Source organism: Paraburkholderia sp. MM5384-R2, assembly GCF_014201025.1.
GTDB lineage: Bacteria > Pseudomonadota > Gammaproteobacteria > Burkholderiales > Burkholderiaceae > Paraburkholderia > Paraburkholderia tuberum.
Genome location: NZ_JACHDI010000003.1, coordinates 196641 through 208868, shown reverse-complemented (window position 1 = coordinate 208868; position 12228 = coordinate 196641). Strand labels below are relative to the sequence as shown.

General features: G+C 64.3%; 9 protein-coding genes and 1 tRNA gene. 5 read left to right on the top strand and 5 right to left on the bottom strand.

Annotation, left to right across the window (positions count from 1 at the left end; all coding sequences use genetic code 11):
• Window positions 1-210 precede the first annotated feature (210 nt).
• The 3 genes from HDG37_RS07080 to HDG37_RS07070 all read right to left on the bottom strand — a co-directional run bounded on the left by HDG37_RS07080 (window position 211) and on the right by HDG37_RS07070 (window position 3178).
• A tRNA-Ser gene (locus HDG37_RS07080) sits at window positions 211-301 on the bottom strand.
• A 203-nt stretch (window positions 302-504) separates the two neighbouring features.
• Window positions 505-1800, bottom strand: coding sequence for a serine--tRNA ligase (serS, locus tag HDG37_RS07075; protein ID WP_090803484.1), 1296 nt, complete (start codon window positions 1798-1800; stop codon window positions 505-507).
• A 64-nt stretch (window positions 1801-1864) separates the two neighbouring features.
• Window positions 1865-3178, bottom strand: coding sequence for a replication-associated recombination protein A (locus tag HDG37_RS07070; RefSeq protein WP_184045624.1), 1314 nt, complete (start codon window positions 3176-3178; stop codon window positions 1865-1867).
• Between the two features lie 212 nt (window positions 3179-3390).
• Between HDG37_RS07070 and cytX the strand changes: the two genes are divergently transcribed.
• Window positions 3391-4707, top strand: coding sequence for a putative hydroxymethylpyrimidine transporter CytX (gene cytX, locus HDG37_RS07065; protein ID WP_184045622.1), 1317 nt, complete (start codon window positions 3391-3393; stop codon window positions 4705-4707).
• A gap of 447 nt (window positions 4708-5154) precedes the next feature.
• Window positions 5155-5427 (top strand): hypothetical protein, encoded by a 273-nt coding sequence (locus HDG37_RS40255; protein ID WP_184045620.1) that lies wholly within the window; start codon window positions 5155-5157, stop codon window positions 5425-5427.
• Window positions 5428-5785: 358 nt separating this feature from the next.
• Here HDG37_RS40255 and lolA read toward each other — a convergent pair whose 3' ends face one another.
• Together lolA and HDG37_RS07050 are read right to left on the bottom strand one after the other, a co-directional pair.
• A complete protein-coding gene (gene lolA / locus HDG37_RS07055) occupies window positions 5786-6529 on the bottom strand; it encodes an outer membrane lipoprotein chaperone LolA (protein ID WP_184045618.1) in 744 nt (247 codons plus the stop codon).
• Window positions 6530-6680: 151 nt separating this feature from the next.
• Window positions 6681-8990 carry a DNA translocase FtsK gene (locus HDG37_RS07050; RefSeq protein WP_184045616.1) on the bottom strand — a complete coding sequence of 770 codons (2310 nt, stop codon included), beginning with the start codon at window positions 8988-8990 and terminating at the stop codon, window positions 6681-6683.
• A 391-nt stretch (window positions 8991-9381) separates the two neighbouring features.
• Here HDG37_RS07050 and trxB point away from each other — a divergent pair, with 391 nt between their 5' ends.
• The 3 genes from trxB to HDG37_RS07035 all read left to right on the top strand — a co-directional run bounded on the left by trxB (window position 9382) and on the right by HDG37_RS07035 (window position 12131).
• Complete coding sequence (gene trxB, locus HDG37_RS07045; RefSeq protein WP_184045614.1) at window positions 9382-10383, top strand: thioredoxin-disulfide reductase; 1002 nt, start codon at window positions 9382-9384, stop codon at window positions 10381-10383.
• Window positions 10384-10586: 203 nt separating this feature from the next.
• Entirely contained in the window at window positions 10587-11354 is a 768-nt protein-coding gene (locus HDG37_RS07040; protein ID WP_184045612.1) for a Smr/MutS family protein, read from the top strand.
• Window positions 11355-11471: 117 nt separating this feature from the next.
• Window positions 11472-12131 (top strand): glutathione S-transferase family protein, encoded by a 660-nt coding sequence (locus tag HDG37_RS07035; protein ID WP_184021154.1) that lies wholly within the window; start codon window positions 11472-11474, stop codon window positions 12129-12131.
• Window positions 12132-12228 lie beyond the last annotated feature (97 nt).

Sequence of the window (12228 nt, the reverse complement as noted above, 5' to 3'; positions counted from 1 at the left end):
ACAGTGCAACACGGATGACTTAAGATATGTGTATGGAAATGAGATGAAAAAGACCACGAGCAACGAATGACTTATGTAAAAAATTGAAACAAAGGATTCCGCCAAAATAGAAATGATGCTTGAATAATTTCGAATTGCCTTGGCAAAGCCATTCGAGAACTCAAAGCAAAAAACCCCTTGATCTCGGTGAAATCAAGGGGTTCCAGAATTTGGCGGAAAGGGTGGGATTCGAACCCACGGTACGGGGAAACCGTACGCCTGATTTCGAGTCAGGTACATTCGACCACTCTGCCACCTTTCCGGGTATCCCAACTCGCTACTGCATCGTCGGATCCAAGCGGGCCGTTGCTTGGGAGAAAAAGATTATAGAACAGCTCGAATTAGTTTTCCAAGCCCCCTCGTCGAAAAAATTTCTAAAAAATTTCCGCGGGACCTCGATGCCATTCGCGGCATCCATCGTCAGACACGCGACGACACCGCGCCTGCGCGCGCCATCGGCGATGCTCAGGCCGCCGGCACTTGCAGCCGCTCGACGCCGCCGAGGTAAGGCCGCAGTGCCGTGGGCACCGTCACCGAGCCATCGGCGTTCTGGAAGTTCTCGAGCACCGCGACGAGCGTGCGGCCCACCGCGAGACCCGAGCCGTTGAGCGTATGCACGAGCTCCGGCTTGCCCTGCGCGTTGCGAAAGCGTGCCTGCATGCGTCGCGCCTGGAACGACTCGGTATTCGAGCAACTCGAAATCTCACGATAGGTGTTCTGCGCGGGCAGCCACACTTCCAGGTCGTAGGTCTTCGCTGCGGAAAAGCCCATGTCGCCGGTGCACAGCGTGATCACGCGATACGGCAGTTCGAGCTTTTGCAGAATCGCCTCCGCATGGCCGACCATCTGCTCGAGCGCGTCGTACGATGCGCCTGGCGCTACGACCTGCACCATCTCGACTTTGTCGAACTGATGCTGGCGGATCATGCCACGCGTGTCGCGGCCATACGAGCCCGCTTCCGAGCGGAAGCACGGCGAGTGCGCGGTCAGCCTGATCGGCAGCGCGTCCGCTTCGACGATGCTTTCACGCACCGTGTTCGTCAGCGAAATCTCCGAGGTCGAGATCAGGTACTGCGTGACCGTGTGTTCACCGCCGCCCTTTTCGACGCGGAACATATCGTCCGCGAACTTCGGCAGCTGGCCCGTGCCGTACAGGATGTCGGGATTGACGATGTACGGCGTGTAGATCTCGGTATAGCCGTGCTGCTGCGTGTGCGTGTCGATCATGAACTGCGCGAGCGCGCGATGCAGCCGCGCAATCTGGCCGCGCAGCATCGTGAAGCGCGCGCCCGACAGCTTCGCGCCGGTCTCGAAGTCGAGGCCGAGCGGCGTGCCGACGTCAACGTGATCCTTGACCTCGAAGTCGAACTGGCGCGGCGTGCCCCAGCGGCGCACTTCGACGTTGCCGGCTTCGTCGTTGCCAACCGGCACGCTTTCGTGCGCGAGATTCGGCACGTCGAGCAGCAGATCGGACAGACGCTTCTGGATGTCTTCGAGCTTGACCGCCGACGCCTTCATCTCGTCGCCGATGCCGCCGACTTCGGCCATCACCGCCGACGTGTCTTCGCCGCGTCCTTTCATCGCGCCGATCTGCTTGGACAGGCTGTTGCGGCGCGCCTGCAGTTCTTCGGTACGGGTCTGGGTATCGCGGCGTTCCGCTTCCAGCGCGGTGAAGGCCGCGACGTCGAGGGTATAGCCGCGGTCGGCGAGGCGCTTTGCGACGCCGTCGAGGTCTTTGCGCAGCAGCTGGATGTCGAGCATGGGATGGGACGGATGTTCGTTGTATGAAAACGCGATTTTAACGCACCGGCAAAGGTGAAACGCCTCAAGCCTTCTTCGGCTTGTTCTCGGCGCGCCACCGCGCATCGAGCTCGCCAAGGCGCGCGAGCTTCTCGCCGATCTTGCCTTCGAGACCACGCGGTGTCGGCTCGTACCAATGCGGCTCGCGCATGCCGTCGGGCAGATAGGTTTGGCCGGCCGCGTACGCATCGGGTTCGTCGTGCGCGTAGCGGTAGTCGTGGCCGTAGCCGAGTTCCTTCATCAGCTTCGTCGGCGCGTTGCGCAGATGCACCGGCACCGCGCGCGACTGGTCCTTGCCGACGAAGCGCCGCGCCTCGTTGTACGCGTTGTACCCGGCATTCGATTTCGGCGCGACCGCCAGATAGATGATCGCCTGCGCAAGCGCGAGCTCACCTTCGGGCGAACCGAGACGCTCGTAGGTTTCGGCGGCGTCGAGCGTGATGCGCGCGGCGCGCGGGTCCGCGAGGCCGATGTCTTCCCACGCCATGCGCACGATACGACGCGCGAGATAGCGCGGGTCCGCGCCGCCGTCGAGCATGCGGCAGAACCAGTACAGCGCGCCGTCCGGGTTGCTGCCGCGCACGGATTTATGCAGCGCGCTGATCTGGTCGTAGAAGGCGTCGCCGCCCTTGTCGAAGCGGCGCAGATTCTCCGCGAGCGCGCTGCCCAATAACGCGCCGTCGATTTCGGTGGTCTTCTGCCGGGCGGCCGCGCGCGCGACGATCTCGAGGTTATTCAGCAGCTTGCGGCCGTCGCCGTCGGCGGATCCGATCAGCGCGTCGCGCGCTTCGTCGGTGAACGTAAGGCCGCCGAGTTCCTTTTGCGCGCGCTCGAGCAGCTCGCGCTGTTCGTCGTCGGTCAGGCTCTTCAGCACGTAGACGGCGGCGCGCGACAGCAACGCGCTATTGACCTCGAACGACGGATTCTCGGTCGTCGCGCCGACGAACACGAACAGGCCCGACTCGACGTGCGGCAAGAACGCGTCTTGCTGGCTCTTGTTGAAGCGATGCACTTCGTCGACGAACACCAGCGTCTGATGGCCGTTCGCGCGATGGATCTGCGCGGTTTCGACCGCCTCGCGGATATCCTTCACGCCCGACAGCACCGCCGACAACGCGATGAACTGCGCGTGAAACGCATCGGCCATCAGCCGCGCGAGCGTGGTCTTGCCGACGCCCGGCGGGCCCCACAGGATCATCGAATGGGCCTCGCCCGATTCGAACGCGACCCTGAGCGGCTTGTTCGGACCGAGCAGATGCGACTGGCCGATCACTTCGTCGATATTGCGTGGCCGCAGGCGTTCGGCGAGCGGAACATTGGCACGGGTTTCTTCAAACATGACGTTTTGGGGATAATCTCGGCTTTCCGGGGCACGCACCGCTTCGGAGCAGCGCCTCGCGGGACAGGCGCAAAGCCCGCGTCCGGCCGGAAACACAGGCACGAACGCGGGCAACGTCCTGCATTATGACAGTGACGGCGGCCAGGCGATGGCCGACCCGGGGCGCCGGCAACGCAAAGAATCACAGCACCACCAACAGGAACGAACATCAAATGGCTCAAGATTCCGTCGCCGGCGACGCCGGCTCCACCTACGCGCCGCTCACGCCGGTGCCCGACGCGCGCCGGGCGTTTCGCACCGGCGACGCGTTCGCGCTATGGTTCTCGCTCGGCATCGGCCTGCTCGTCGCCCAGGCGGGCGCGCTGCTGGTGCCGGGGCTGTCGCTGCCGCACGCGCTCGTCGCGATCGTGCTCGGCAGCGTGATCGGCGTCGTGCTGCTCGCGCTCGTGGGCGTGATCGGCACCGACACCGGGCTCGCGGCGATGTCGTCGCTGCGTCCGACGCTCGGCGTGCGCGGCGCGTCGGTGCCGGCCGTGCTGAACATGGTGCAACTGGTCGGCTGGGGCTCGTTCGAGGTGATCGTGATGCGCGATTCTGCCGATGCGCTCGCGAAACAGGCGTTCGGCCTGTCGATGCCGCTCGTGTGGACCGTGATCTTCGGCGTGCTCGCGACGCTGCTCGCGATCAGCGGCCCGCTGTCGTTCGTGCGGCGCTTTCTGCGCAAGTGGGGGATCTGGCTGCTGCTCGCGGGCGCCGCGTGGCTCACGTGGAACCTGCTCGCGCGCCATAATCTCGCGGACCTGATGCGTCGTCCCGGCACCGGCGAGATGTCGTTCGGCGGCGCGGTCGACCTCGTGGTCGCGATGCCGCTGTCATGGCTGCCGCTGATCGCCGACTACACGCGCTTCGGCCGCCGCGCCGGCGAGACGTTCCGCGGCACGCTGTACGGCTATGGCATCGCGAACATCTGGTTCTATGCGCTCGGCGCGGTCTACGGGCTCGCTGCCGGCGGCGGCGATGCATTGCTGACCGGCGCGCTCGCGCAAGCGGGCGGCGGGTTTGCGCTGCTGCTGATTCTGATCGACGAAATCGACAATGCGTTCGCCGACATCCACTCGGCCGCGGTGTCGACCGGCACGTTCTGGACGCGCGCGAGCGTACCGTTGCTGTCGGCCGCGTTCGGTGCGCTGTGCACGCTGATCGCGCTGCTCGTGCCGATGGCGAAGTACCAGAACTTCCTGCTGCTGATCGGCTCGGTATTCGCGCCGCTGTTCGGCGTCGTGCTGATGGATCACTTCATCGTGCGCAAGCGTCGCGTCGACGCCGCGGTGCTCGCCGATGTGCGCGGCCGCTACGGCTTCTCGGGCGGCTGGCACCTGAGCGCGTTCGTCGCTTGGGCGATCGGCATCGCCTCGTACCAGGTGATCAATCAATGGCTACCGAATGTCGGCGCGACGCTGCCGTCGCTTGCGATCGGCGCGGTGTGCTATTACGCGTTCGTATCGGCGCGCAAGACCGCGTATGCGTGAGCGCGTCACCCTCAGCGCGTTGCATTAGACGTAGCTGTCACAAAATAAAAAAGACCTGCAATCCACATGCAGGTCTTTTTTTGTGACCGTCGAACGGCCAATCACAGTGCGCGCGGCGGGCTATTTTTTCGCCGCTTTGCGCCGACGCGATTCGGCCTTGCGACACAGATCCGTGAGCAGCCAACGGGCGACGGTCTCCGGCCGATTCGGCGCATACGAGGCGAATTTGCTCTCGTTCGCGAAATGGACGACGACGGTGCCCGTCATTACGCGATAAGTTCCGGCATAGTTTACGCCGTCCAGTTCCACACTTAGCGCGTGGGTGGTTTCATATTCCGCGAAAGTCAAAATAAAAGCGATATCTCGAAACGAGACATTATCGCTACGATTTTTCGGAAGTCAAAAAAATATGCAATTGGTTGCATATTGAAATATTACCGATGGTAATTGTTGCGTTCTCCGCTTGAAAACCCAAATAACGGGCTGCCGGACACGTTAAATAATCTGACTGCCCTACTGCCGTTCAAGCCGAACCGCCGGCGTATCGGCGAAACGCTCAAGCGCGCGATTGCCTTCCCGATGGGCTTCGGCCTCATCCATGAAGGTTTTTTCACTATATGCAACGACCTTGAAACCACTTCCGGCCGAGCGCGGAACGGTTATTCCCCAATGCCACCCGCCCTCCTGCTGGAACACATGGAGGGACGGGGACAAGCGTGAATCGTGTGAAGAAGACAATCTCATGACATGCCTCACCTTTCCAGACATCTGAAGCGACAACCAGATTCGATCAGTTTAGGCGTTATTTTGTTGCGTTGCAGCAAAAAAATTGTTAGAGATTGCGCACCCGATACTGGAAAATGATCGGACGCGCCAACTCCAGCCCATGAGCAATGCCGGTCTTTCCAGTCTCGCACTAAATCATTACGTCTGCCGGTACGACGATTTAATGTTCGTCGCAGCGCCGGGGGCGCATCCGTAAACGATCCACGCATCGCGCACAATAAAAAGCCGCGCTCGACAAGCGCGGCTTCGCGGGCGTTTGCAAAGGCGCTAGTGTCGGCGCCTACCGCGCGGTTTATCCGTTGATCACATCCGCGCCCTTCGGCACCGTGAACTTGAATGCATCGGGCGGCAGTTGCGGATTTTTCTGGATGTTCGAGAACGTGAGCAGCGTCACGTTACCGAACACGTCGTGCAATTCCATCGCTTCGAGATTGCCGTCCTTGAAACCGACGCCGACGCGCTCGAACTGCGTGTCCTTCGCCTTCGGCGTCAGTTCGAGCCAGTCGATGCCGGCCTTCACGCCCGCGTCGCGCAGCGAGAAGTTCTTGTCCAGATCGTTGCTGCCGAACAGGATCGCCGCCGGGCTTGCGCCGAGCGCGTTGCCGAGCGGGCGCACCGTCACCTGGTTCAGATCCTTGTCGTAGACGTAGAGCTTGTCGCCGTCCGCCTGCAGCAATTGCGAGTAGGGCTTCTCGTATTGCCAGATGAACTTGCCGGGCCGCGCGAACATGAACGTGCCGCTCGACGTGGTCGGCCTGGCCGGGTTCGCGGTGGACAGCGCGCCGCTCGCGCCCTGCGCCTTGCTCGGCGCGCGCACTTCCTGCTGCACGAAGGCGCCGCGCGCCGAATGGACCTGCGCGATGAATGCCTTCAGTTGCTCGGTGCCGCTCGCGAACGCGTGCGAGGCGACGAGCAGCGACGCACCGATCGCGACACTGCCCACGGCGCGCGCGATCTTGCGCATGCCGCGGGACACGCGCTCACCGAGGCGGCCCGCTCGACGCTGTCGGGCATCCTGCTGCGCGATTGCTTGCATAGGTTTTTCTCCCTTGAATGAATTCGGTGATGGGCTGCGCCGGCTCGATGCACTCGCTGAACACAGGGTGACTGGCCCGGCGTCGAGCCGCAATGGCGCACTGGACGGTGCACGCGGCGGCGCTCGCGATGGCCGCAATGGCTCGTTGCGGCTATTCCGCCTCGCGCGCCGGCGCCAGGATCTCGCGATTGCCGTTCGACGACATCGCCGACACCACGCCCGAATTCTCCATCTGTTCGAGTAGACGCGCCGCCCGGTTGTAGCCGATGCGCAGATGCCGCTGCACGAGTGAAATCGACGCGCGGCGATTTTTCAGCACGACGTCGACCGCCTGATCGTATAACGGGTCCGACTCGCCTTCGGTGGACGCGGTTCCCGCCGAGCCTTCGTCGCCCTCGCCGCTCACGCCGCCTTCGAGAATGCCCTCGATATAGTTCGGCTCGCCCTGCTCCTTGAGCTTGTCGACGACGCGATGCACTTCATCGTCCGACACGAACGCGCCGTGCACGCGCACCGGCAAACCGCTGCCTGGCGGCAGATAGAGCATGTCGCCCATGCCGAGCAGCGACTCGGCGCCCTGCTGGTCGAGAATCGTGCGCGAGTCGATCTTCGACGACACCTGGAACGCCATACGGGTCGGCACGTTGGCCTTGATCAGGCCGGTGATCACGTCGACCGACGGACGCTGCGTAGCGAGAATCAGATGGATGCCGGCCGCGCGCGCCTTCTGCGCGATCCGCGCGATCAGGTCTTCGACCTTCTTGCCGACGACCATCATCAGGTCGGCCAGTTCGTCGATGACGATCACGATGTTCGGCAAACGCGTCAGCGGTTCCGGATCGTCCGGCGTCAGGCTGAACGGATTCGGCAGCTTCTCTTCGCGCTTGGCCGCTTCGTCGATCTTGTTGTTGTAGCCGGCGAGGTTACGCACGCCGACCTTGCTCATCAGCTTGTAGCGGCGCTCCATTTCGGCGACCGCCCAGTTCAGCGCGTGGCCCGCCTGGCGCATGTCGGTGACGACCGGACACAGCAGGTGCGGAATGCCTTCGTAGACGCTCATTTCAAGCATCTTCGGATCGATCAGGATCATGCGCACCTGCTCGGCGCTCGCCTTGTACAGCAGCGACAGGATCATCGCGTTGATACCCACGGACTTGCCCGACCCAGTCGTGCCGGCGACGAGCAAATGCGGCATCTTCGCGAGATCCGCGCACACGGGCTTGCCGCCGATGTCCTTGCCGAGACCCATCGTGAGCGGCGACGCGGCATCCGCATACACGGCCGAGCCGAGAATTTCGGACAGGCTCACGGTCTGACGGCGCTGGTTCGGCAGTTCCAACGCCATGTAGTTCTTGCCCGGAATCGTTTCGACGACGCGAATCGACACGAGCGACAGCGAGCGCGCGAGATCCTTCGCGAGATTAACGATCTGACTGCCCTTCACGCCCGTGGCCGGCTCGATTTCATAGCGCGTGACGACGGGCCCCGGATAGGCGGCGACCACGCTCACGTCGACACCGAAGTCCTTCAGCTTCTTCTCGATCAGGCGCGACGTGAATTCGAGCGTGTCCGCGGAAATGGTTTCCTGCGCGGCTGGCGCGGGATCGAGCAGCGCGATGGGCGGCAGCGTGGAGTCGCCGGGCAGATCGGTAAAGAGCGGCACCTGGCGTTCCTTCTCGACACGCTCCGACTTCGCCGGCGTGGCGAGCGGCGGCACGATCACTACGGGCTCGTGCTCCTCGATGCGCACGCGGCCCTTCTCGACCTTGCCTTCGCGCTTCACGGCGGCCGCTTCGCCGAGCTTGCGATCGAGCCCGGCCTCGCGGCGCAGCTTCGCGAACGTCACCGCGGAAATGATCGATTCGCCGACCTTCTCCGCGACCGACAACCACGAAAAACGGAAGTACAGCGACAGCCCGATCCCGAGACCGAGCAGCAGCGCGAGCGTGCCACCGGTGAAGCCGAGCGCATGCGAGATGCCGCGCGCGACAGCCTCGCCGATCACGCCGCCAGGCGCGCGCGGCAACTGCACCTTCAGCGACCACATGCGCAGCGCCTCGAGGCCGTTGCACGACAGCAGCACGAGCATGAACGCGAACGCGTCCGCGAGCCAGCTGACGCCGCGCGGCGCGTCGTCGTCCTGCGGCTCTTCGTTGCGGCTGATGCGCTTGTAGTTCGCGGAGATGTGGCGGCCGAGCAGCACGATCCACCAGTAGGCGGACAGGCCGAACAGCAGCAGCAGGATGTCGGAAGTCCACGCGCCGACGCGGCCCGCCCAGTTCGAGATATGGTCGACCTGCGCGGCATGGGTCCAGCTCGGGTCGTGCCTGCTGTAGCTGACGAGCGACATCAGCAGGAACACGCCGACGGCCACCTGCAGAATCCAGCGGATTTCGGTGAAGAGGCGCGACATGCGGTGCGGCAATGCCTGCGCGCTCGCGGTATAGGGAGCTTTTGCCATTGATCCTGTTGCCTGGGGTAGCCGGTTCAGGCTGAAACTGCCGCCGGGAACGCGGCCCGAGCCTCGCCGCGCACGGCTTCGGGCCCGATCCCGGCTACCGGAAACTTCGATCCGGGCTATTGTAAACGCTGTGTCCCGCGCGAGGCTGTAAATGACGGTAACCTGGCTGTTTGACCACAGACGCATGCGCGAGGCGCGCTGAATTCGCTGTATCTCGCCGCGGGCTCGCCCCGAGCGCCCACGCCGCCATGCTATCGCGGCGATCAGAAAGCTTGATGGCGCAGCGGCACGCCCCGCCCTTTATAATGCCCGACTGATACCCATCTACAGTTTCAGCTCAAAAACGCACGGCTACGCAGCGGCGAGCCGCGCGCCGTACAAGGATTCGATCATGCCCGCAACTGCAACGAAACACGCCAAGGTTCTGATTCTCGGTTCCGGTCCCGCCGGCTACACGGCGGCGGTTTACGCGGCGCGCGCCAACCTCGCGCCGGTGCTCGTCACCGGCATCGCGCAAGGCGGCCAGCTGATGACCACGACCGACGTCGAAAACTGGCCCGCCGACGCCAACGGCGTGCAAGGCCCGGAACTGATGGCGCGCTTCCTCGAGCACGCCGAGCGCTTCAATACCGAGATCATCTTCGACCACATCCACACGGCGAAGCTCGATGAGAAGCCGATTCGCCTGATCGGCGATTCGGGCGAGTACACGTGCGATTCGCTGATCATCTCGACGGGCGCATCGGCGCAGTATCTCGGCCTGCCGTCGGAAGAGGCGTTCATGGGCAAGGGCGTGTCGGCGTGCGCGACCTGCGACGGCTTCTTCTACAAGCAGCAGCACGTCGCCGTGATCGGCGGCGGCAATACGGCCGTCGAAGAGGCGCTGTACCTCGCCGGCATCGCGAAGAAGGTCACCGTGATCCATCGCCGCGACAAGTTCCGCGCCGAGCCGATCCTGATCGACCGTCTGCTCGCGAAGGAGAAGGAAGGCGTCGTCGAGATCAAGTGGAACCACGTGCTCGAAGAAGTAACCGGCGACAACTCCGGCGTGACCGGCCTGCGCATCAAGCAGACGCAGAGTGGCGAGACCACCGACATCGCGCTGCAGGGCCTGTTCGTCGCGATCGGCCACAAGCCGAACACGGACATCTTCGAAGGCCAGCTCGAGATGAAGAACGGCTACATCATCACGAAGGGCGGCCTGAACGGTTTCGCGACCGCGACCAGCGTGCCGGGCGTGTTCGCCGCGGGCGACGTGCAGGACCACATCTATCGCCAGGCGATCACCAGCGCGGGCACCGGCTGTATGGCCGCGCTCGACGCGCAGCGCTATCTCGAGACCATCAACGAGATGGCCGGCGAGCACGCGATGAGCGCGGAAGCGGACCGCTGATCCGCGCCGCGCTGCCGTATGTCGAGACGAAGTCCCGACACACGGGCGCGACAGTAAAATGACGGTGGCGCAGCGCTGCTGTCATTGGCTCACGAAGGCCGCGGCTGAAATGCCGGCGGCCTTTGTCGTTTTTGCCGTCTTGTCAATGTGCGTCGAGCGCGTTGGCAGCACCACCGACCGACCTTTCCGCCTGTATTGCCGACATGCCGAAGAATCAGCCCCATCCGAACGAACCGAAACGCCCGCAAGCCGCCACGCGTCCCGCGCCCGCAACGGCTGCGCCCGCCGTCGCACCGAAGCTCGATCGCGCATCGGGGCTCGCCGGACTCGGTGCGTTGCGTGAGGCGTTGAAGGGCGAAGCCGAGCGGCGCGAGCGCGAACAGGCGGCGACGCGAGCGGCGCAGCGCGAAGCGGCCGCCGACGCCGATCTGTTCCGCCGCGAGATCGGCGAAGTCGCGCCGCTCGCGATTGCGCCGCGCGCGACGCTCACGCGCAATCCCCCGCCGCCGCTGCCGGTGCAGACGCTGCTCGACGAGGACGCGGTGCTGCACGAAGCGATCTCCGACGAATTCGACCCCGAAGTGCTGCTCGAAACCGACGAAACGCTGTCGTATTGCCGCCCCGGCTTGAGCCGCGACGTAGTGCGCAAGCTGCGGCGCGGCGACTGGATCGTGCAGGCGCAGATCGACCTGCACGGCATGCGGCGCGAAGAGGCACGCGAAGCGCTCGCGGAATTCATCCGCGAATCGGCCAAACGCGGCCTGCGCTGCCTGCGCGTGATTCACGGCAAGGGTCTGGGGTCGATCGGCAAGGAGCCGGTGCTGAAGGGCAAGGTGCGCGCCTGGCTCGTGCAGAAATCCGAAGTGATCGCGTTCTGTCAGGCGCGCCCGCATGACGGCGGCGCCGGTGCGGTGGTCGTGCTGTTGCAGCCGGGGTCGTTGCCGCCGCATGGGGCGAGCGCGAAGGTCTGAGGTCGATTTTTTCAGCCGTCGTTCGTCGTGGGGTAAACGGCCAGCCTGGCCGTCGCGCGGTGAGGCTCTCGTCGTCACCGCGTACTTGTGCTGTGCAACCGTCAAAGGTGAATCGCGATGCCCGTGCTGCTCTATGCCCATCCGTTCTCGTCCTACTGCCAGAAGGCCCTGACCGCGCTGTACGAAAACGGTACGCCGTTCGAGATGCGCGTGCTCGCGCATGACGACCCGAAGGTCATGGCCGAATTGGCCGCGCTGTGGCCGATCAGGCGCTTCCCGGTGCTCGTCGACGGCGGGCGCACGGTGGTCGAGGCGAGCATCATCATCGAATATCTGGGCCTGCATTATCCGGGGCCTGTCACGCTGTTGCCCGCCGATCCGCGCGCCGCGCTCGAGGTGCGCACGATGGACCGCTTCTTCGACAACTACATTTCGACTCCACAGCAAAAGGTCGTGTTCGATAGCCTGCGTCCCGAAGCCGAGCGCGACCGGCGTGGCGTCGCCGATGCGCGCGCGCTGCTCGACACTTCGTACGCATGGCTCGACCGTCACATGGCCGAGCGCGAATGGGCCGCCGGCGACAGCTTCAGCCTCGCCGACTGCGGCGCCGCCCCGTTCCTGTTCTACGCCGACTGGACGCACCCGATCGACCCCGCGTTCGCGCACGTGCGCGCGTACCGGCAGCGGCTGCTCGCGCGGCCCTCGTTCGCACGCGCGGTCGACGAGGCGCGGCCCTACCGGCCGCTATTTCCGTTGGGCGCGCCGGAGCGGGATTGAGCCACGAGCGGCGGCGGCAGTTGCGCGCGAACGAGACGCGGCAGACAACCAGTTTTGCTGGCTGTAGACTTCCTGTCGTGTCGCAAACCTGCCCCGC

Bases quoted from the DNA above. Each gene is read 5' to 3' on its own strand.
- cytX (WP_184045622.1), top strand. From the start codon at position 3,391: ATGGCTCAAGATTCCGTCGCCGGCGACGCCGGCTCCACCTACGCGCCG.
- HDG37_RS07050 (WP_184045616.1), bottom strand. From the start codon at position 8,990: ATGGCAAAAGCTCCCTATACCGCGAGCGCGCAGGCATTGCCGCACCGC.
- serS (WP_090803484.1), bottom strand. From the start codon at position 1,800: ATGCTCGACATCCAGCTGCTGCGCAAAGACCTCGACGGCGTCGCAAAG.
- HDG37_RS07040 (WP_184045612.1), top strand. From the start codon at position 10,587: ATGCCGAAGAATCAGCCCCATCCGAACGAACCGAAACGCCCGCAAGCC.
- trxB (WP_184045614.1), top strand. From the start codon at position 9,382: ATGCCCGCAACTGCAACGAAACACGCCAAGGTTCTGATTCTCGGTTCC.
- HDG37_RS07035 (WP_184021154.1), top strand. From the start codon at position 11,472: ATGCCCGTGCTGCTCTATGCCCATCCGTTCTCGTCCTACTGCCAGAAG.
- HDG37_RS07070 (WP_184045624.1), bottom strand. From the start codon at position 3,178: ATGTTTGAAGAAACCCGTGCCAATGTTCCGCTCGCCGAACGCCTGCGG.
- lolA (WP_184045618.1), bottom strand. From the start codon at position 6,529: ATGCAAGCAATCGCGCAGCAGGATGCCCGACAGCGTCGAGCGGGCCGC.